The 19,885-nt window shown below is 43.5% G+C and carries 18 protein-coding genes; 7 read left to right on the plus strand and 11 right to left on the minus strand.

Annotated elements, in window-relative coordinates; all coding sequences use genetic code 11:
• Positions 1 to 661 (minus strand): alpha-hydroxy-acid oxidizing protein (locus F6J99_RS23445; protein WP_293115803.1); only part of this gene is annotated, 661 nt, incomplete at its 3' end.
• A gap of 102 nt (positions 662 to 763) precedes the next feature.
• Here F6J99_RS23445 and F6J99_RS23450 point away from each other — a divergent pair.
• Both F6J99_RS23450 and F6J99_RS23455 read left to right on the plus strand, forming a co-directional pair.
• Positions 764 to 1,666, plus strand: coding sequence for an ATP-grasp domain-containing protein (locus tag F6J99_RS23450; RefSeq protein ID WP_293115805.1), 903 nt, complete (start codon positions 764 to 766; stop codon positions 1,664 to 1,666).
• 161 nt (positions 1,667 to 1,827) lie between these two features.
• A complete protein-coding gene (locus F6J99_RS23455; RefSeq protein ID WP_293115807.1) occupies positions 1,828 to 3,240 on the plus strand; it encodes an aspartate aminotransferase family protein in 1,413 nt (470 codons plus the stop codon).
• 2,323 nt (positions 3,241 to 5,563) lie between these two features.
• Here the strand turns inward: F6J99_RS23455 and F6J99_RS23460 are convergent.
• Positions 5,564 to 5,863, minus strand: a complete 300-nt coding sequence (locus F6J99_RS23460) for a hypothetical protein (protein ID WP_293115809.1) — start codon at positions 5,861 to 5,863, stop codon at positions 5,564 to 5,566.
• 204 nt (positions 5,864 to 6,067) lie between these two features.
• Complete coding sequence (locus F6J99_RS23465) at positions 6,068 to 6,745, minus strand: hypothetical protein (protein ID WP_293115811.1); 678 nt, start codon at positions 6,743 to 6,745, stop codon at positions 6,068 to 6,070.
• Positions 6,746 to 7,171: 426 nt separating this feature from the next.
• Here F6J99_RS23465 and F6J99_RS23470 point away from each other — a divergent pair, with 426 nt between their 5' ends.
• Entirely contained in the window at positions 7,172 to 8,374 is a 1,203-nt protein-coding gene (locus tag F6J99_RS23470; RefSeq protein WP_293115813.1) for an AI-2E family transporter, read from the plus strand.
• A 140-nt stretch (positions 8,375 to 8,514) separates the two neighbouring features.
• Entirely contained in the window at positions 8,515 to 9,714 is a 1,200-nt protein-coding gene (locus tag F6J99_RS23475) for a homocysteine biosynthesis protein (protein WP_070394790.1), read from the plus strand.
• A 402-nt stretch (positions 9,715 to 10,116) separates the two neighbouring features.
• Here the strand turns inward: F6J99_RS23475 and F6J99_RS23480 are convergent, their stop codons facing one another.
• The 7 genes from F6J99_RS23480 to F6J99_RS23510 all read right to left on the minus strand — a co-directional run bounded on the left by F6J99_RS23480 (position 10,117) and on the right by F6J99_RS23510 (position 17,148).
• On the minus strand, positions 10,117 to 10,872 hold the full coding sequence (locus F6J99_RS23480; RefSeq protein WP_293115815.1) for a cysteine dioxygenase family protein: 756 nt from the start codon (positions 10,870 to 10,872) through the stop codon (positions 10,117 to 10,119).
• A gap of 542 nt (positions 10,873 to 11,414) precedes the next feature.
• A complete protein-coding gene (locus F6J99_RS23485) occupies positions 11,415 to 11,981 on the minus strand; it encodes a GNAT family N-acetyltransferase (RefSeq protein ID WP_293115817.1) in 567 nt (188 codons plus the stop codon).
• 71 nt (positions 11,982 to 12,052) lie between these two features.
• Complete coding sequence (locus tag F6J99_RS23490) at positions 12,053 to 13,090, minus strand: hypothetical protein (RefSeq protein WP_293115819.1); 1,038 nt, start codon at positions 13,088 to 13,090, stop codon at positions 12,053 to 12,055.
• Between the two features lie 261 nt (positions 13,091 to 13,351).
• The gene (locus F6J99_RS23495; protein WP_293115821.1) at positions 13,352 to 14,335 is read right to left on the minus strand and encodes a DMT family transporter; all 984 of its coding nucleotides are present in this window, start codon (positions 14,333 to 14,335) and stop codon (positions 13,352 to 13,354) included.
• A 236-nt stretch (positions 14,336 to 14,571) separates the two neighbouring features.
• The gene (locus F6J99_RS23500) at positions 14,572 to 15,345 is read right to left on the minus strand and encodes a hypothetical protein (protein WP_293115823.1); all 774 of its coding nucleotides are present in this window, start codon (positions 15,343 to 15,345) and stop codon (positions 14,572 to 14,574) included.
• Positions 15,342 to 16,391: a Rieske 2Fe-2S domain-containing protein gene (locus tag F6J99_RS23505; protein ID WP_293115825.1), complete on the minus strand. Its 1,050-nt coding sequence runs from the start codon at positions 16,389 to 16,391 to the stop codon at positions 15,342 to 15,344. Before F6J99_RS23505 ends, F6J99_RS23500 begins: the two co-directional genes overlap by 4 nt.
• Positions 16,392 to 16,629: 238 nt before the next feature.
• Positions 16,630 to 17,148 carry a hypothetical protein gene (locus F6J99_RS23510; protein WP_293115827.1) on the minus strand — a complete coding sequence of 173 codons (519 nt, stop codon included), beginning with the start codon at positions 17,146 to 17,148 and terminating at the stop codon, positions 16,630 to 16,632.
• A 39-nt stretch (positions 17,149 to 17,187) separates the two neighbouring features.
• Between F6J99_RS23510 and F6J99_RS23515 the strand changes: the two genes are divergently transcribed.
• Complete coding sequence (locus F6J99_RS23515; protein ID WP_293115829.1) at positions 17,188 to 17,451, plus strand: hypothetical protein; 264 nt, start codon at positions 17,188 to 17,190, stop codon at positions 17,449 to 17,451.
• A gap of 274 nt (positions 17,452 to 17,725) precedes the next feature.
• On the opposite strand, the gene F6J99_RS23520 is transcribed toward F6J99_RS23515, so the two are convergent.
• Entirely contained in the window at positions 17,726 to 18,172 is a 447-nt protein-coding gene (locus F6J99_RS23520) for a YraN family protein (RefSeq protein ID WP_293115831.1), read from the minus strand.
• A gap of 44 nt (positions 18,173 to 18,216) precedes the next feature.
• Here F6J99_RS23520 and F6J99_RS23525 point away from each other — a divergent pair, with 44 nt between their 5' ends.
• Together F6J99_RS23525 and F6J99_RS23530 are read left to right on the plus strand one after the other, a co-directional pair.
• Positions 18,217 to 18,564, plus strand: a complete 348-nt coding sequence (locus tag F6J99_RS23525; RefSeq protein WP_293115833.1) for a hypothetical protein — start codon at positions 18,217 to 18,219, stop codon at positions 18,562 to 18,564.
• A gap of 233 nt (positions 18,565 to 18,797) precedes the next feature.
• Positions 18,798 to 19,163, plus strand: a complete 366-nt coding sequence (locus F6J99_RS23530) for a YtxH domain-containing protein (RefSeq protein ID WP_293080106.1) — start codon at positions 18,798 to 18,800, stop codon at positions 19,161 to 19,163.
• The last annotated feature ends 722 nt before the right edge of the window (positions 19,164 to 19,885 follow it).

Below are 19,885 nucleotides of genomic sequence, written 5' to 3' on the forward strand. Positions count from 1 at the left end.
TCGCCCGTTCCACCAGTCTACGGGTGAGAGTGCGATCGCGATGGACATACAGCTGAAACCATGAGGGATTTTGGATATGGGATGTTGCCTCCTGCTTTTGTTGGCTCTGTTTCCCGGCAAGGGCTACAGCTTCTAAGGGTTTGGTGGACATCGTACTCAACACCATGATTGCCCCTACCTCAGCTGCCGCCCTTGCTGTTGCTAATTCACCCTCTGGATTGGCCAGACACTGGAATGCCATGGGAGCAACCAGAATCGGTATGGGGAAAAACTGATCTAGGATTTGTGTGCTTAAATCTCGTTGACTCACATCCACCAACATCCGAGGACGGAGTTTTATCTTTTCAAACGCTGCACGATTGTCTCGCAGTGTTACTTCATCCCAAGCACCACTGGCGTAATAATCCAGTGCCATCGACGATAGATACTGCGGCGCTAGGGATTCGTATTCGAATAGATTAATCGGTTGATTCAAGGTTGAAGGTTGGAGGTTGGTTGAAGGTTGGAGGTTGGTTGTTCGCGTAGCGTGGCCTTTTGGCCAAGGTTGAAGGTTGGAGGTTGGTTGTTCGCGTAGCGTGGCCTTTTGGCCAAGGTTGAAGGTTGGTTGAAGGTTGGAGGTTATTAAGGTTGAAGTGTTGTTAGCCTTGTCAGTAATGCACATTACCTGCTGCGGGATTAATTCTACAGGTTTTTAGCTCAAGTCCACAAGACAATAAATAAAAATTGCTATAATTTTTATTTGATGCCCAGTTTGAGGTAAACCTTGAAAACTGTTGCTGTCTTTTTTGAGGAAGCAGGCACCTTTGCCTACCCATTTACTAAACAAAAGTACATACGACACATTGCCCAACTTGGTGAAGCAATAGAAGCTTGTGGTGCCAATTTTCGTGTTGTTCGTCACCAATCTTCCTATCTAGGGTCAGGACAATTTTCCCAGAGTTGGGAATTACGAGATGGACAAGTGATAGAAACTGCTCCTGTCAAAGCTGATGTCATTTTCGATAAAGGATTGTTTATCTCTGATGGAACTATCCCAGTTCTTAACTGTCAGGAAATTAACGAAATTTGCACCAACAAATATAAAACCTTTCAGCTTTTCAGTGACTATTCTCCCCAAAGCTATCTTGTTAACACCCAAGAAGAGTTTTTTGAGGCACTCGCTAATATACCAGGGCAATATAAAGTTGTCAAGCCAGTAGATGGTCTTGAAGCTAGAAATGTCCACATTGGAGACGATGAGTTCTTAAAGAAGCAACATTGCCCCTATCCCTTCTTAGTGCAAGAGTTTATCGATTCACGCTCAGGTATACCCGGTATTGTCAATGGTGTTCATGACTTTCGTGTAGCACTCCTCAACGGGGAAATTCTTCACTCTATAGTACGTACTCCAGCTTCAGGAAAATTAGTAGCATCCGTGACTGAAGGAGGCGAGATGCGTGTTGTAGAAATAGAACTCATCCCTAGCACTGTCTTCGAGCTAGTCGAACACATTGAAAAACATATGGTACAGTACGGTAACCGGTTTTATGGCATTGATCTTGCCATAGTTAACGGTCAACCGAAAATCATCGAGCTTAATTCTCGTGTTAGCATTTGGGACAATCAACAACATGAAGTATTCGCTAGCACCAAAAGGAAACTTGCCGAAGTTTTAGTAGCACTTTGATAGTTGGGTAGGGTGCGTTAGGGACGGGCGAGCCCTCATTTTCTGCCTCGTCGTCACCGTTGGGACAGCACGCCCCGTAACGCACCACCGGGTCAAACAGCTTTTAGGATATGCACCCTTATCAATTCCACAAAATATCTAATTATACCAAATATTAAATTATGATCGAGTTTGAAAAAATAATCAACTTAACTGTTGATAAACTCCTTAACTATTTGCAGGAAAATCAAAATACCGATACCAAGGTAATAGATTACAAAAGCCCTCAAACCCTTAAGGAAAAACTCGATTTAAGCTTACCAGAAAACGGAGTTCCCTTAGCCGATTTAATTCCGATTATTGAATCGTACCTCGACCACAGCGTGCGGACTAGTAGCCACAAGTTTTTCAACCAGCTTTGGGGTGGATTTGAGATAACTGGATTATTAGCAGAAATGGTAACTAGTACTGCTAATACTTCTATGTATACCTATGAAGTTGCTCCAGTAGCCACCCTGATCGAGATTAAATTGATTGAGGCTCTCAACGACTTGATCGGTTTTCCTCAAGGTGAGGGGTTGATGGTGACAGGAGGCAGTAATGCTAATCTGATCGCCATGCTTTGTGCCCGACACAAACTCCTACCCGAAGCCAAAAACAAGGGATTGGGAAATCACCAGCTAGTAGCATTCATCTCCGATCAGGCTCACTATTCCTTTTTCAAAGCCGCAAATTTGTTGGGCATGGGCATAGACAATGTAGTCAAAGTCAAATCCGATGGCGATCAGCGCATGTGCCCGCAACAATTAGACGCTGCTATTCAACAAAGCCTAAGGGAAGGAAAAACACCTTTCTTTGTGACAGCTACTGCGGGCACTACCGTTGCCGGTGCATTCGATCCGTTGCCCTCAATTGCAGAAATTACCAGCAAATATGGACTCTGGCTACATGTGGATGGGTCTTGGGGTGCTCCGGTTTTGTTCAGCAACCACCACAAGCACCTGTTGCAAGGTAGCTCCTTAGCAGATTCTTTTACTTGGGATGCTCACAAACTCATGGGGGTGCCCTTGATTTGTTCAGCTATTCTAGTCAAACAACCAGGGACTTTATTGGAAGCTTGTTCTAGTCAAGGTACTCACTATATCTTCCACGATGATGAAGATAGTGCCTATAATCTTGGAACTATGTCCTTGCAGTGTGGGCGGAAAGTAGATGCCCTTAAGCTGTGGCTAGCCTGGAAATACTACGGCAAAAACGGTTATGAAGCAAGGGTTGACCGCTTGTTTGAACTCGCTAGCTACGCGGCGGACTATATTCGCAATTGTGAGAATTTAGAATTGATAGTTAAACCAACATTTTTGAATATCTGTTTCCGCTATCATCCCAGGGATAACAGTCTGTCTAATCATGATTTAGATCAGCTTAATCTGGAGATACGTGAGCAATTAATGCGCTCTGGTCAAGCATTAGTTAATTACTCTCAGTATCAAGAACAGATTATAATTCGCTTCATTCTAAGCAATCCAGAAATTAACGAAGCAGATATAGATAGTTTTTTGGATAACTTTATCAAAATTGGTAATAGTTTATTATAGGGTTTATTGCATTTATTAGGTACGCTTATAAACTTCAAAGTCCCCCTTGATAAGGGGGATTTAGGGGGATCGCTTTGCACCTCATGGGAGAGATAATTGCTATATAGGGTAGTCGTTTCAGCCGATTCACATTAATAGTTGAGAATAACAGGTACCGAAAAGCCATGAAAACAAAAATAAAAAGCTGACGAATCTATAAGCGATGGCCTTTGATCCACGCTACACGAACGCCAGCATCTCAATTATAAAGGTGTAAAAATAAGCGATAGAATCGCAAAGATAAAATGTCTTATCTCATCCTGCTGTCTTGTCTAAACAAAGATTAATCTAAACAAGCCTGTCACCAGACTTGCGACGAATACCAATTACAGAAGGACGGGGTGGTCCAGAGGGATTTCCATCACCACCATCAGCCTTAGGTAAGCTACTAGGCTATTGACCTATTGGGTGTTAACTGTAACTTGTTCTGTTATTTTTGTCTTAAACTTGTACTAGGGTATATCTTTAAGGTAAGGATTCAGCCCTTAGCTGATAGCTGATAGCTGATAGCTAAGGGCTGAATCAAGGAATTAATAGAAGTAGGGTGGGTATCCTGCCCGCCTGAGGGAGGAAACGGGTATCCTGCACGTTCCACTAAGATGTCTATTCCACCTCACTCTTAAAATCATTCAATTATTAAGCAACGCCCAGATTTTTAGTTAACCTTCTTCCAAAGGTAGAAACGTGTGTAGTCATCGTTGGGCTGATAGCGGGTGGAAACAAGCTTGTCCGATACTTTTTAGCTACCAAAATCTACAAATCAGATTTTGGCTCACTAATGCAAGCTGGATTTTGCCAGCCAGGGGGTATCTCCCAAGGCTAAACCCGGACTATGCCCGGCTTAGCGCATAAATTTGATTCCACTATTGACAAAAAACGCAACCCTTAAACCCTTGGTTTTCGGCTTTAATGTAAGTCGCAAAGTATCTCTAATGAAACTGAATCTATGTTTAAAGTCTAACACATCTTTGTAGATAGTGCAACATTCTTGGAGAAAATCCTTAACAGTTGCCAGCCTCCAGGGGTAAGGATTCAGGTAGGGGCTTGACAAAGTCCGGGATGGTGGAGCTGGAGAATCATCAGAAGAATGTGTAGCTTCTCACTCTTAAAGGGTGACAACCGATCTACAAAGCTTGCTGAATCAGGGACAGCGCATAGAGCTAGCTGATAATAATCGTCAAAAGGCTATAACAAATTCAGCCATGTTGCTAATAATTTTCTAGCTATGCTGCAGGGGAGCATGTCAAATTCGTAGAACAAATGTACTAAAACGACTGATAACTGGTACTCAAGCCCGGAAAACACTATAGTTCAAGAGTTTGTACTTCAAGTGTTCTTACAAAATTGACCTGCTCCCCAAGCTTAAACCCATGAGGGGGCTATAGATAATGTACAAATATTCATCCAGGACTAGCTCCCCTGATGACCTATTACCTCAGACCTATTACCTATTACCCATTACCTATTACCTTAGTACAAATGTTCGGCAAAAGTGACATGCTCCCATGCTGCAGTAGAAAACAAGCCTTTATTGAGAACACCCCTTTTTCAAAGCATGAGTAGTGATCCAAGGTTATTAAACCCTGATATCTGTCTACTTTTTGATACCCGGGTGTCGCTCATATGGCTAGCATTGATTACTAAAAAAAATTGCGTTTGTAAACGCTTTTACTAGTTTTTAGCTACTGATTAGATATATCTTTTTAAGGTTAAGAGCGGTTAACTGGATGGTTAAACATGTCTTAACTTTATAGTGTTTTTTAGTTGATATTAAGATTTACCATACCTTAACTATTTATTAGTTAAGTCTTAACCCGTGAAATTAAATTGTGAAAATAATTAACTAAAAATTAAGGATGAACACTGTTACAGCTAAGAGGATATCTGAAAAGTTTTTTTATACTGAATTTTGCCCCCCTAGCCCCCCAACTTTGGGGGGAAAAAGAGTCAATTTGTTTCTAAAAGTCCCCCCCGGTGCGCTTTCCGTAGGCGAATTAAATTCGCCACGGGTCGCACCGCAAAATTGGGGGATTTAGGGGGCTTTGATGTAGCAAATGAGACTTCTCAGACAACCTATAAGGTTAACCGTTGCTGATTTTTTAGTTAAACTAGTTAATTCAACTAATTAATCATCTCGAAAACCTGGGTCATCCTCCAATGAAGCTTCCAATAATACTGAAGGTAATGGTGTATTTGAAGGAGCTAGAGATAAATCAGAAGCTCTGAATCCCAATAGCATTCCAGAATTGCTCAAATAACTCCCCCATTGCTGGATTATGGGGAATTATTGCCACTGAGAGCGAGAAACTGTTGCAATCATCATTAAAGGGACTACTTGACCATTGCGTTCACCTAAAATCATTAGAGAAATGCTGGTAATATCAGGATTTTCGGTAAATTCCTGATTTAGTTTAGTTTGAGCCAAATTTTCTGTCTGCTGAATTAGGCATTCAAATGATTTACTGCTATCATAATTAAGGATGACGTGGTATTCCTTATTTTCAGCTGAGGCCGTTGGAATCTGTGTTACTAAAGTACTTAATACCAATATAGTACTCCAGAGAAGGCGGCGATAAAGACCCATCAGCTTAGCTATCCTGACGACCTGGTGACTACCTAGTTAATAGTAATAGATAATAATAGACAAATATTAAGGTGACAGTAATTTTTGGTTAAGGATGAATTATCAAGAAGGATGTTCCCCTGATAGCTTTACCGTCGGGTAGGATGAATTATTAATTATCAAGTCAAGGATGAAGGGTGAAGGGTTCATCCTTCATCCTTCAGATTAGCGATTGTCAAGGTTAAGGACTAAATCAGACTTCAAGGTTATATCTAAATCTGTGTCAGGGTCGATGACAACTACTTCTACGTCTTCCTGACCTCCTGCAAGGAGAAGCTCTGTAACTAAACCGAGTCCAGCACCAGCTAAAACTTCCCAAAATTCAAGCTTACCAAAGATTTCAGAGAGTACAGCCCCAGCAGCTGCACCAATCGCAGCACCTTTGAGCAAATCGGGATCAGTGTTTTTGGTAATGGTTTCAGTTTTGGTGACAACCTCGGAGGTGGCATCAAGGGATAAGGATTGATCACTATCCCTGAGAATCAACTCTTCGGCGACAAACTGAGAACCTCCTTGAACTGGACGCACTTCCCCTTCAATCTCACTACCTGCTGGAATTAGGAGGGTTCCTGAAAAGGAGACTACATCTCTAGCTACGATCACCGTTATCGGTAGAGTTTCATTACGAGTGACAATAACTCTCTTGGCGTCGTCGGATTCAACTGGTATCAAAGTCCCAGCAGGAATGATGACTTGGGTAAATTGAGCCAACTGTGGCTCGATGTAGAATCTAGACTGGGCAGTAGCTTGAGTAGCCATCAACATTGGTAACGCCACAGTTGAAGTGATCCCCAATGCTGTGAGTAGAGCGATTCTGGACTGCCAACGATGGGAAATAAACATTAAATATATCTTCCTTGAGGATGAGTACAAGCGATTAATTAGACTAAAAAGAGCATAGTTATGTTTCCCAAGGTGAGCATGAACTATGGGAGCATGAACGCAAGCGTACGCTAATTGATAAAAATTCTGGGCAAGATACCCCACCTATACCCACCCGACCTTTAAACCTGCTTGTCTCCCCATCACCCCATCACCCCCATCTTCTGCTCCCGGAGCGATCGCTAGCCAACGCCCTTCGGGCTAATCGCCTTTGGCGCGGCTGAGGCCTTTGGCCACGCTTCCGCGCTTATGCGATCGCATCCTGTCTGTTTGAAAACCTAAAATTTGAAAACCTAAAATCTGTAGAATTGAGGTAATATAAGGTTTTTGAGCCCCATAGAACTAAAATTAGGTCTGGGACTGCTAGAGCCACTGTGAGGTTTCACCATGAGTCTAGGCACATGGATTGGTCTACTTGCCTTTATCCTTTCGTTATACATCCTGTGGCAAATCCGTCAAGTACTGCTGCTGATATTTACTGCTGTGGTACTTGCCAATGCCTTAAATATCTTGGTGGAAAAATTCCGCCGGGTTGGCATGAAACGGCTTTTTGCTGTCCTGCTGTCAATTCTTCTGATGGTTGCTCTAACGGTAGGGTTTTACTGGCTAATTGTGCCACCCTTCGCGGAGCAAGTCCTAGAGTTAACTGATCAGGTTCCTAGGGGTATAGAAAAATTAGGTCAGTGGTTGGATGTGTTGTCAGCGGATATTCCCCCAGATCTGATTACTTTCCCCGAGATCCAATTAGATCAGCTAATTCAACAGCTACAACCGTTACTTAATCAGTTATTGGGTGGTGGATTCTCCATTGCCTTTAACTCTTTGGCTGTCGTAGCCCAAGTTTTGCTGGTATTAGTTTTGACTATAATGCTATTGGCTGACCCCAAGGCTTATCGTCAAAGCTTTATACGACTTTTCCCGTCTTTCTATCGCCGTCGAGTTGATGAAATTTTGACTCTATGTGATCACTCTTTACGGGGGTGGTTAGTAGGCATTCTCGTTAACATTGCTGCCATTTCTGGCTTAAGTTTTGTGGGTTTGGTCATCCTACAAGTTAAACTGGCACTGGCACAGGCGGCTTTGGCAGGTATCTTGACATTTATCCCCAATATTGGCCCTGGATTGAGTGTAGTCCCACCGATTGCGATCGCTCTACTAGATGCACCCTGGAAAGCGATCGCTGTTTTAATTCTCTACATTGTTATTCAGCAGGTGGAAAGTAATTTGCTAACTCCCCTGGTCATGAAGCAACAGGTATCCCTGCTACCAGCAGTAACCCTTTTGGCTCAGGTATTTTTCGCGACATTCTTTGGTTTTTTAGGTTTACTGTTAGCTTTACCATTAACCGTAGTTGGTCAGGTTTGGCTAAAAGAAGTTTTAATTAAAGATATCCTCGATCAATGGAAAACTAGTCCGATATCCATCAGAGATACCCAGACCCCTACAGCAACCGTTGCGATCGCATCAGCAAATCCTGAATTAGCCAGCCCGACTACCTCACAGCATTCCCAGGATAGGACTGAATCGGACAATCACCTCAAATCCGACAAATCAGATCAAATCGATAAGGAGGAAAAGGAGGAAGAGTAAACCTTCATTAGCCTTCAGCCGTTAAAACGCAAGCTATGGATTTTAACAACTGCGTATTATAACTGAGCCTGACTGAGGTAAGCTAAGATACCACTGGCAAGTGATATTTTGGAAAACCCTTCTCCCCATTCCCAATCCCTATGCGAACCATTGCTCAAATTAATGACAAAATCGAGGGTAACTGTGCCGTAGTGTGGACAGTCGAAGAATTAAAAGCACGGGTGGCAGAAATCGGTGTGACTCAGGCGGCGAAAGAAGTAGACATCATTACTACCGGTACCTTTGAGCAGATGGAGTCTTCCGGAGCAATCATGAATTTGGGACATACTGACCCACCCGTGAAAATACGGAAATGTTGGTTAGATGGAGTTCCAGCTTACACTGGCTTCGGAGCAGTGGATTTGTTTTTGGGAGCAACCCAAGTTGTTGACTACCCAGATAACCGTGAGATTCCAGATATGGACGAACATAGGCAAAGGGGTGGTGGTCATGTCATTGAAGACCTGATTGCTGGGAAACCCGTCCACCTGCAAGCCCTCGGACAGGTGACAGATTGTTATCCCAGAGGCTCCTTTGAGACCACGATCACTAAGGATAGGATTAATCAGTTTTACTTATTCAATCCCCGCAATCTGTATCAAAACTTCATAGTAGGGGTGAATGGAGGCGATCGCCCCTTGTATACTTATCTGGGTTTGCTGCAGCCCAAACTCTCCAATGCAGTTTACTCTAACCCAGGAGCAATCTCACCCCTAATCAATGACCCGGAACTTAAGCTAGTAGGTATTGGCACGCGGATTTTTATGGGTGGAGGTATTGGCTATATTGCTTGGGAAGGGACCCAACACTTCCCACTGCAAAAACGCCTTCCCAATCAGACACCTATAGGACCAGCAGCAACTCTAGCTTTAATTGGAGATGCCAAGCAAATGAATCCCAAATGGGTACGGGGTTGTTACTTTAAAAATTATGGCCCCTCTCTGATGCTAGGTGTGGGCGTACCAATGCCAGTACTGAATGAAGAAGTAGTGCAACGTTGTGCTGTACAAGATCAAAACATTGTTGCACCAGTGGTAGATTTTGCCATTCCTAGACGGGTGCGTCCAACCTTTGGGTTAGTCAGCTACGCTCAGCTGAAGTCTGGTCGGATCACTATTGATGGTAAATTAGTGCGTGTAGCTCCTCTTGCTAGTATTTTCCTCTCCCGGCAAGTTGCTATGGAACTAAAGCAATGGATTGAGAGTGGTAAATTTACTCTAACTGAACCAGTAGCACCAATTCCGATGGACCGCTCATTTCTACCTCAAGACCTATGGGGTTCACAAATTAGTTTGGATTGATTTTGGTCATTTTAAAATTGAAAAGCTAAGCTATCAGCTATCAGCTATCAGCTATCAGCTATCAGCTATCAGCGATTAGGGCTACAGATGGTGCTACTGTTGGCGCAGCGTGCGCGTAGGGCAATCGGTGCTATCAGCTATCAGCCAACGGCTGAATACTTAGATGGGCAAATCCCCAAACTTTCAATTCTGTAAAATCTCTCCTGTTCGATGTTTATTTTAAGCATTAGGCTGAACGCGCACGCGTGAGCCTTTGGCTCACGGCTGAATGCTGACGGCACCTCAAGCAGCGTGCGCGTAGCGCATATGCTTACTTTAAAAGTAATAATTAGCAATTAATAATTAGCAATTACCAATTACCAATTAGCAATTATCAATTAGCAATTACCAATTATCTTTAGCTTACTTAAGCTGTGACATTTGCTCATCTAAAATAGCTAATTTTGAGCGGAGTAGAGGATTGTCCTGTACTGCAAGGATTCGACAAATGCGATCGCGCATTTTTTCGTGGTGTCTGAGCGTGGTATCAGTGTCTGCTTGTAAGCCGTAGTGCCGTTCTTTAATTTGTGTCTCTGGCAAGCAGAAGAACACCCCTCCATCAGTTCGTTGAATGCTGCCTTCAAGCAGGTCAAAGATTCGTGCGTTGCTAGTGATGGAGCCCTTGGGGTTTTCGCAGCCGTATACATGAAGGCTAAAAAAGCAGGATTCTCCGGGATTGCCCATCTGGTGAATCATATCGTCAGCTACCGCCTTTATCTCTTCTGACCTAAAGTCCAGCCGCTTCAGGGTTTGCAGCACTCCATCTGTAAAGGTATACACGTAGTGTTCCGCCTCGCCAAAGCACTGTACTGCTCCCCATTGGGCTGCGCCGTGGTCATGAATCGTGCTGTAGTCTCCTGGAGCCCAAGACATCACCATAATTTCAAAGGAATCGCACTCGTACAGTAGCTTTCGACCGTAGCTGTCGGTGATGGGATGATCAAAGTCAGCCCATCCCATCAAGTCTTCCGGTGAGATGCGTGCATCCAAAATGCACTGACGAGCAATTTTCGGTACCAATGCCGACTGACTTTGGATATTACTAATTAAGCGCTGGATACTCTTGGGAAGACTTTGGTCAGATACAGAAGTCTTCATGCCAGTAATAATCTGAATCATTTTGCCATCCTGTAATTTTTTAAAAAACTTGGTTTTCTGAAAATGGAGACTTAAAAATTGAAAATTCACAAAATGGGATTAACCATCCTAGAATGGATTAACCGCAATAAGGGATTAACCGAAATTGATAGTATTACTAGGTGATGAAATGGTGTTAGGGTAATGGTGTTAGAGTTTACTATTCAAAGCCTAATCCCTAATACTTAATCCCTCGTTCATAGATTTACCTAACTAATAATTCCTCACTGGTTGACTTTACTGTATAAACCTTAAAGCTCTAGGCTGAGAGAAAGCTGATAAATTCCTCATTATCCTCTGAAAAAGATTGAGAACTATCTCAGCTTATTTTGATTCAGGACACATGATCATGATTCCTCATATCATCAAAGATTTCTTCAAGCTATAGCAAGCCCGATTGAAACGTCAAAGAAATCCCTGCACCTCTTCAACCTCCTTCCCATTTTCCCATCTTCCGATCCGTTACATCCGCTCGAACTATCCGTTGCCCCCTCTTGCCATCTTCAAAACTCCCACACAGAGTGTTATAATTCATGACGGTAAGGTAGGATATGGGACAAAACAAGCTGCATAATAACCATGTCGTGCCAGCGTCCCTTGAAAAACCCAATTTCTTTTTGAACACCTACAACCTCAAATCCAAATCGCTTGTGAAAATCAATACTCCCTTGATTGCAGGCCAAAATTTTAGCAACGACATGGTGATAGCAAAACTCCTCAACTTTCTTGAGCAATGCTATTTGTAAAATACTGCCGTAACCCTTACCAGTTTCCCCTAAAGAAAAATAAATCGAAATCTCGCAGCACACACGGTAGCCTAAGCGAGGGCTATAGCGCTTGATGACACCCCACCCAATCACACAGCTTTCGCGTTCTGCAACCAGTATGGTTTCGCGATCGCCAAACTTATTCGCGAGTCCTTCCATATCCTCAGCGGTATAAAATTGGCAATCCATCGTACTGTTGCCTGCAGCGATAGACTCGTTATAGATAGATGCAATTGCTTGAAAATCAGTATCTTGATATTGCCTTACCAGAATGTTGGGATGCTCTGATAAATCTGCACAGAAATTCTCTTGTTTAGTTGACATTTTTCTGCACTTATTTTTTTTGCCCTAATTATTTTGTCGCTCTCAATTATAATTTATAGAAATAAAAACTTCTAATCCTCAACCAAACACAACGATAGGTTTTTTCTCGGTTTTCGAGAAAACTCAATCATCCAGGTGAACAATCGCTCCATTATCGATTGGTTGGTTAACAGTTCTAATCTAGCAAAGCCACCAATATTTCCTCCATTGATTTCGCTAATGCACCAGTTCCCCTCATCATTCATCAAAAAGTCATATCCCAAGGTATGTATACCCCGACAGCGATAGTGTTCAAAGGTGGCGTCAATTGCTTCTTTTTCTTCAGAGCTGATATCTGATAAGAAACATTCTCCATCTACGCTGACATTATGCACCCAATGACCACTTTTCGAGCGGCGGATATAGGCACCGTAAATTTCACCATCTACCACAACAATCCGCTTGTCTCCCGCATCAACTCGCTGCAAGTATTGCACAAATTGTAGTGGTTTGCCTGTGGAACCTTTCAGATAATTCATCACCTCAGAAAAGTGAGTAAACTCCCTGGTACCTGCAAAGGGATTATCCACTAGGAAATTACCGTTGTGATACCAAAGTTTAAAAACTCCTCGACCACCACAACTATTATATCGCTTAGCCACAATAACTTGGTGCTTTTCAAAAAAAGTCAATGCTTCCATCCAGCTATCGGTTACTACCATGTCTGGTGTAAATTTACTAGCTACCTTGAGCAGAAAATCTTGCTGAATTTGCTCATGAATTCCCGTAGGACTGTTGACAAATTTGACAAAAGGTTCCCACAATCGTAGTCTATCTAGATATCCTTCAGGAAAAGGTTTTAAAGTCCGACAAAATACCAAGTCAAACTCCTCTAGCGATCGCCAATCCTGGGCTTGTGAATCTAATTCGAGAAAGGTAGTGTAAGGTAGTATTCCCTTCACCGGAGCTACCTGAATCGATTCAGTATTCGCTCCTTCGGTGAAGACGCCCTCCGTAGGGATGTGGAAGAATTCGAATCGTTCGTCTACGGCTAGCCGTTGGTAAAAGATGGGTATGTCCAGTAACGGACTAGAGTATCGATAAGGATTGCAAATGGAAAGTAATTTCATCTTACATTACTTCTGACATTACTTATTAATTTACTTAAGTTAGAAGCTGATTAAACTCTACCTTGCTAACTCTTTTATACTCCTTTTATAGCAATTTTTATACTGATGAGGTGCAAAAATTTTTGTCCCTACGGTGCGCTTGACCCGTAATTAAATTCGCCACGGGTCCCACCGCTCCCTACTCCCTACTCCCTACTCCCTACTCCCTACTCCCTAACCACTCCTATTAACTATCTCTACGAATTGAGAACTGCTATCTACTTACATAGAAGATGCAGAACTTTCTCCTCTAGCTGCAATTTCCTGTGTTGGTTGGGGCTGTTGTTTACTAAAGTTAGTGATCGAGACTCCAATCATGATCACAATAAATGCTATTACTTGCATCAGTGAAGGGCGTTCTCCATTGAGAACTAGCGCATAAACTATCCCAAATACGGGAGATAATACAGTCCACTTACCTACCGTCTTTGAGTCTAACTTTTCCAGGGCAGCGTACCAGAGAAATTGGGTAATCACGATGATAATTAGCGCATAGATACTCATCACCATCCAAAGCTGACCTGAAAAGACATCTCCAAAATGAGACGGACCAAATAAATAACTAGCGATCGCGAAAAATATTACAGCTGATATAAAGTTACGGCTGAAGACAATTACCGACAAACTGTTGTGTTTAGAAAGGGTCAACTTGCCGATAATCGACGTGACTGCATACAAAAACGTTGAGGCCAGGATTAAAAGATCACCCTGATTGATTTGATAATTACTGCTTGTGAAAACAATAGCAGTCACACCGACGCCAATCAGAGAAAAGCCAATCCATTCCCATTTCAGAATACGCTTGCCAAAGAAAATTGCTCCTGCCAGAGCATAGAGTACCGGACCAAATCGCCCCAATAAGACCGCATTGGTGACAGTAGTGTGTTGTAGTCCCAGGAAAATCAGTGCAGACAGTAAGGCGGCTAAACAACCATTAATAAACAGTCCCAGAAGCAGCTTTACATTCAACTTTCTGAGTTCATTTAGAATAGGAATCGCTCCAAAAAAAGCCACCACTGCCAAAGATGCACAGAGATTGCCAACAAACAGAACGTTACAAAACGATATTGGTGTTTCCTTCCCGCCACTGAGCATACTAGCGTTGGCAATTAGGAAAGCAATCACCGAGGGTCGTAATGCTGCCAGGGCCCGGGAGACAACTAGCAGTAATTTGGGATTAAGGTTATTGATACTATTGGCAATCATTTCCGTTATTGAGGAAGAGTGGTGTATCCTATCCTAGTAAACCATTAGTTCAGTAATCAGAGGAATGGGTAAATCATTGACGATAGAAAACCGAAAAGGGGGGGGATAGGGATACCTAAATCTATCCTTTTCTGTTAATACATATATCAGATCATTTGTCAAATCCTATACAAGCGTGGGGAATCGGAGGAGTGTGGGTAATTCCGTTACCCATCCGTTGCCCATCATCCCCAGCTTTACTGAGTTACTAGCTCATAACTTTCCGGGTCAGCTTTGAGAACATACATATCCCCATATTGAACTACTTCCCCAGTGATGCGGATAGGGTCAGCTACCTTATCCAAAATCCGGGAGTTAATCGCCTGGTTTTGCCGATCTACTAGGAGCAGATAAAGATTATCCCCCTGCTGATTGTAAACTAAGAACACCGGAGGAACACCACCACTGATGCAGCGAATAGCACAGGAGCGATGGGTTTTAGTTTGTCCTGGTTTCATCACCCCGGGGTAGCATTTACTGTCTAAAATCTCTCCTAAGAGGGAGAACTCACCCAGAGATTTACCCGCATCCGGTTTCACTGCTGCCGAAGGAGGGTCAATTGCCTCTGCAGAGCGAGCTGCTATTACCGTAAGGTTGTTGCGATAAACTGGACTACCGGTTAGTTTGACCCACTTTCCCACTTGATCCAAGACGCTGGATCTGGGTGAGGTTTTTCCCGGACCCGTGAGCAAGTAGCGAGAGTAGGGGGCTTGGGAGGAGGTATCCCCTGGACGAGGTACCAGCAAGTGAGGAACAGGTTGTCCTAACAGCAACCCTTCAAACTCTTGAGCCTTATTGACCTTTCCAGAATTAAACTGGTCATGAATTAAGGGGAAGACAGCGGCTATACTCAGAATCACCAGGGCTAGCACGGGAATCAATATCAACAGAAACCGTTTGATACCGGTCGGCACCTTACCATAACCGATATAAAATTCATCGGTGTTTTGACCTTCACTGTTGGTACTCACGTCTGCTCCTCCATGGCGATTACAGCAGGACTAACGCTGGTACCAGGAAGGTTCGGTATAGTTTTCACCAAAATGCGATCGCCCTCTAACTTAATATCAAACGTAGGGATTTTTTCCGTAAAGGGTGGCGGGGAAGCACCGTTTTCTGGCAGATACTGATAACCGTGCCATGGACAGGTGATGCAGCCATCCACAATTTTTCCCTCCCCTAGAGGGCCATTCTGATGCTGACAAACGTTGGAAACAGCAGAAATCTTACCATCATACTTAAAAATTGCCACCCGCTCGCCCCCGAGAGTGACTATCTTAGCTCGATTTTCCGGGATTTCTGCGATGCTGCCCGCATCCACAAATTCTTCGTTTCCTGTAACAAGGTCCTGATTGTCCCGCCCGAACTCCCGAATCCCTGCTGCCAAATGCACTCCCACAATCCACACTAGTCCAACACCAACAGCAAGGGTCAGAACTGGATGCTTGTTAGTTTGCAGTGCTCCTAGCAGGACATGACCTGTCAGTAGTCCGTAGGCAAGATAAACGCTCATATGTAAACCTTTCCAAACCGGAGCCGTTAGGTTAGCCAGCCAGAAATCGTGGCTAGTGGCTGCCATTAGGAACAAGATCACCAGGGGAACAAATCCCAAAACCTGGAAGGGAAAGCGAATAAAGGTAAAATAGTTAGTATTGCTCAGAAACAGACTAACCAAAGGTTCGAGATTGCCGAAGTCGTGGTACCATTGCAGGCCAAGGCGGGTGTGCTGGAGAGCCAAGAAGAACATCGTAACCCCCATATGACGCCGATTGTAGAGGAGGGGATAGAATTTTGGGCTCAGGCGAGTTAGCGGACCAATGGATAAGATAACGTGGAGCAGGATGAAAGCAGCTGAGCCAAAGGCGCGAATCCTGACTCCCCTGATGTCGATGTTGCTATCGAACCACTGGGTAACATTGATGAAAAGTACAATATAAAGGACAACTAGGCTCAGAAGGATAGCATCGTAAATAAACTTCTGGCGGTTCCACAGAACAGCTTTATAGGCAACACTCATTGTTTTACGAAAGGTTAATTGCTATTGCTCTAGCGGTTTTTAAGCTAGTAAGGTACATTTTTTGGGCTTTTAGGGAGCAGGGAGCAGGGAGCAGGGAGCAGGGAGCAGTAAAGTCGGAAGAGGAAAGAGATAAAAAGTTTTGTGTACCTCATTAGGCTAAAAACTGCTATATTGCTCATTATTCATTGGTAATTATTCATTATTAACTATCAGTAAACCTTCGTTTATTTACTAAGGACTAATAACGATAAATTCTAGTCAGTTTGGCTGGCAATTCTAGAGCTGCAATCAGCTTCTGTTGCCCCTGGCTGTAGATCAGCAAATGTCCCGCTTTGCCTAGCACACTGGGAGGAAGCAAAAATTGTTTAGGAGATAACCCTGCCAGATTGCCTAGCAGTATAGAGCGATCGCTAATTTCTGTGGGGGCTTCCTTAGTAGCTTCCCAATACAGCAAGGGGTCAGGAACTTGGAGCAAAGAAAGAGACTTAAGTTCCATCACCAGTTTCCCTTGGGAATTGACAAAGGTTTCAACATGAAACCGAAATGTTCCATCCTCAAGTTTAGTTGAGCCAATTGCCTTTCTGGCTTGGGGTTGGGTTTGTGTCACGAACCCTGCCTGTGTAAATAATTTATTGGTAGCTACATCTACTGGTTCGTAAGTAGGACGCAGTAAAATCCCTGCTAAGAAGCACACTGGTAGGACAACTGCTAGTACCACAAAGGAATAAAAGTGAGTTTTACGGCGAGCGAGAATCATGGCATTTCCCTTTCAGGTCAGTCGTTTGGCCGATATACGGTGAGCATTGCGTTCACTCGGAAGAGTTTTGCCTCTCAACAGGCGAGTGGCAAACATCGGCCAGAAGGCAGTCACACCGGGAATGATCATAATGCGAAAGCCGATCGCCCATCCATGGACATTGGGATCAACCCGTTGCACGCCAAAGATGACGAAAGGAACCGCAAAAATCAAACCAGCGACCAGGTAGAGGCGGAACAGTTTTATGATCCACTCGACAATAGCAATGGTGAAGCTTTCCATTTTTCTACTCTTGAGGAGTGATGGATATGATTCAGTTTATCCCAAGCTATGACAATGGGTATCTGTTTCTTCTTTAAGATTAGGTAATACCGGAGAATCTGTCTGCCTGAAAAAATCGTATGTTTGTGACACTCCCACCTGGGAAGCCTCTCAAGGCTGGGTTTGTTGAGATAAAGGGCGCTCACTATACCAAGAAGCAAGTCCCGAAAAAATCAGGCAAAACCAAGCCACAAGGCAATGTTGATGATTAAGAAAGGATGAGCTAGCAGCCAAACCCAACACCCAAGCCGAGGAGCTAATCAAAAGCTGACTGCATGTAGTGTTGTAGCATCAGCTTATATCCTGCCACCAATACCGGTTGAGCTAGTTCAACTATCTGACTTTCGATCTCTTGATCTGTGGTTGTAGACTGTAAAGGTTGGCTCAGGCTCTGGCAACGGACAAGAGCAACATCAAATCGACACGGTAGATTAGCTAAATCTGGATGTTCTGACAGAAATAACTCAGCTGTAAGCCTGAGTTTAGCTTGCTTTTGTGGTGTAATTGCTCTTCTACCATCGGCATCCCAATTCCCTCGACTGCGAGTTTTAACCTCGACAAAAGCCAATGCCACCGGGTTTCCTTTGGCAATTAGGTCAATCTCTCCCCATCGACACCGCCAGCTATGGTTTAGGATGACCCAGCCTTGGCTTTGTAACCACCTAGCGACTAACTTTTCTCCCAGTTGCCCAACCTTAGCCATACTATCATCATTTTAAAGTCAATTGTATCACTGGCATCTTTATTATGATAGTTGTAATCGTTATCAATATTGTGCTCTCCCTGTTGTGTCTATACGCTGCTTGCCAAGTGTGGAGATTGGGACAGTGGCTTTCATCTATCGCTAATCGGTTGGAAAGGGTTGAACCTCGTATCTCTAAAAAGTTATATAGTGCTCCCAAGGCAATTGTTCTTGGGCAAGTAGGTATTCATGGTTTGAGAGAGGAGTATCAACAATTACAGCTTCAGCTACACACACTCAAGCAAATTTTTCTACTGTTGGGTATGCTTCAAAAAATGGGAGGATTTAGGTGGCGCTTTAGTTATAAACCTACTAGCAAGAATAGGTTAGTGACTCAAGAGCGATCGCACTAGTATCAGGTTGTGACTAGTATGGGGTTGTAGTATTCCCAGCATAGCCGTAACCAACCCTAGGCGGCAACTGAGATCACCCTCACCGTACCTGTCGTGAGAAACCCTACACTCCTACCCTACTAACTACTGATCAATTATTAAGCTACTTGTAGGATAATAAACCAAAACCATTTAGTATAAAAGTTTTATCCATCCCATTTATCTAAAATTGTTGGAGGAACACAAATCACAAGATGTCAAAAAAAAGTGCTGGAGCATTTATCGGTGGCATGCTATTGGGTAGTGCCGTAGGAACAGTGGTAGGGTTGCTAATTGCCCCCCGTACTGGTCGCGATACGCGCAAGCTATTGAAAAAATCGGCAGATGCCTTACCCGAATTAGCCGAAGATCTTTCTAGCAGTGTGCAACTACAGGCAGATCGCCTTTCCGATTCCACACTGCGTAACTGGGATGATACCCTAGCTCGACTAAAGGTAGCGATCGCAGCAGGTCTTGAAGCTTCTGTCCCTGAAAAAGGTTCTGTCCCTGAAAGCGTAGAGCCTCAAAAGTCCGAGTCGGCAGTTGCCGCAGAGTCAAACTCGTCCGCTAATCAACATTAGCTTTAGGCATCCCGGACGGGGGGTAAGAAGGTTTAGTCCTTTTTTTTGGTGTTACCGATTGACCCAATCTCATGGGTTTTTTCTTACGTGCCGTTCTTCCGCTTCTTCCCCCTCTTCCCCTTCTCCATAAATTAGCCCCCTACAAGTGCAACATCCTGCTTTTGTGTCGGTTAGCCGAGTCGGGAAGATCGGAAATGGAAAAATTTCTCCTATGCTGCAAGTATTAGCCAATAATATCACTAAACGTTGTCAAATACGTTGTCAAATGTCACGAAAACTGATACCATACAATTGGTGAGAGCTAATTGGTAAACGGAGCTATAAACATTGCGGTCCAAGGCTTTCAGTAATTCGGCCTAGTTTGCCCCCTGTTACCTGAAATCCATATCTGTCAAGGGATTTGAGCTCTTAATATTTACTTTATAAATTAGCTCTGAAAGTTTGGGCGAGCTTAATGGTGTTTTATCAAGACTTCAAGCTGGCTAGTCTGTTAAGTTTACATAAGCTTAATTACTGAAGGCGAGGGCTTGTCACAGTTGATTAAAATATACACTAATCTACCACTATCTCCAAGCCTGTGGTAGATAATAACTATGGCACTTGTACCACTCCGTAAGGCGGTCGAACTTACGGGACTCTCCAGGAACACTCTAAGGAAGTATGCAGATAATGGGACAATCAAATGGGAAAAAACCCCAGGAGGAACTAGATTCTTTGACACA

The sequence above is a fragment of the Moorena sp. SIO4G3 genome, assembly GCF_010692305.1.
In the GTDB taxonomy this organism is placed as follows: domain Bacteria; phylum Cyanobacteriota; class Cyanobacteriia; order Cyanobacteriales; family Coleofasciculaceae; genus Moorena; species Moorena producens_A.

Coding starts and splice junctions, on each gene's coding strand:
- F6J99_RS23455 (WP_293115807.1), top strand. CDS start 1,828: ATGATCGAGTTTGAAAAAATAATCAACTTAACTGTTGATAAACTCCTT.
- F6J99_RS23460 (WP_293115809.1), bottom strand. CDS start 5,863: ATGGGTCTTTATCGCCGCCTTCTCTGGAGTACTATATTGGTATTAAGT.
- F6J99_RS23465 (WP_293115811.1), bottom strand. CDS start 6,745: ATGTTTATTTCCCATCGTTGGCAGTCCAGAATCGCTCTACTCACAGCA.
- F6J99_RS23470 (WP_293115813.1), top strand. CDS start 7,172: ATGAGTCTAGGCACATGGATTGGTCTACTTGCCTTTATCCTTTCGTTA.
- F6J99_RS23475 (WP_070394790.1), top strand. CDS start 8,515: ATGCGAACCATTGCTCAAATTAATGACAAAATCGAGGGTAACTGTGCC.
- F6J99_RS23480 (WP_293115815.1), bottom strand. CDS start 10,872: ATGATTCAGATTATTACTGGCATGAAGACTTCTGTATCTGACCAAAGT.
- F6J99_RS23485 (WP_293115817.1), bottom strand. CDS start 11,981: ATGTCAACTAAACAAGAGAATTTCTGTGCAGATTTATCAGAGCATCCC.
- F6J99_RS23490 (WP_293115819.1), bottom strand. CDS start 13,090: ATGAAATTACTTTCCATTTGCAATCCTTATCGATACTCTAGTCCGTTA.
- F6J99_RS23495 (WP_293115821.1), bottom strand. CDS start 14,335: ATGATTGCCAATAGTATCAATAACCTTAATCCCAAATTACTGCTAGTT.
- F6J99_RS23505 (WP_293115825.1), bottom strand. CDS start 16,391: ATGAGTGTTGCCTATAAAGCTGTTCTGTGGAACCGCCAGAAGTTTATT.
- F6J99_RS23510 (WP_293115827.1), bottom strand. CDS start 17,148: ATGATTCTCGCTCGCCGTAAAACTCACTTTTATTCCTTTGTGGTACTA.
- F6J99_RS23520 (WP_293115831.1), bottom strand. CDS start 18,172: ATGGCTAAGGTTGGGCAACTGGGAGAAAAGTTAGTCGCTAGGTGGTTA.
- F6J99_RS23525 (WP_293115833.1), top strand. CDS start 18,217: ATGATAGTTGTAATCGTTATCAATATTGTGCTCTCCCTGTTGTGTCTA.
- F6J99_RS23530 (WP_293080106.1), top strand. CDS start 18,798: ATGTCAAAAAAAAGTGCTGGAGCATTTATCGGTGGCATGCTATTGGGT.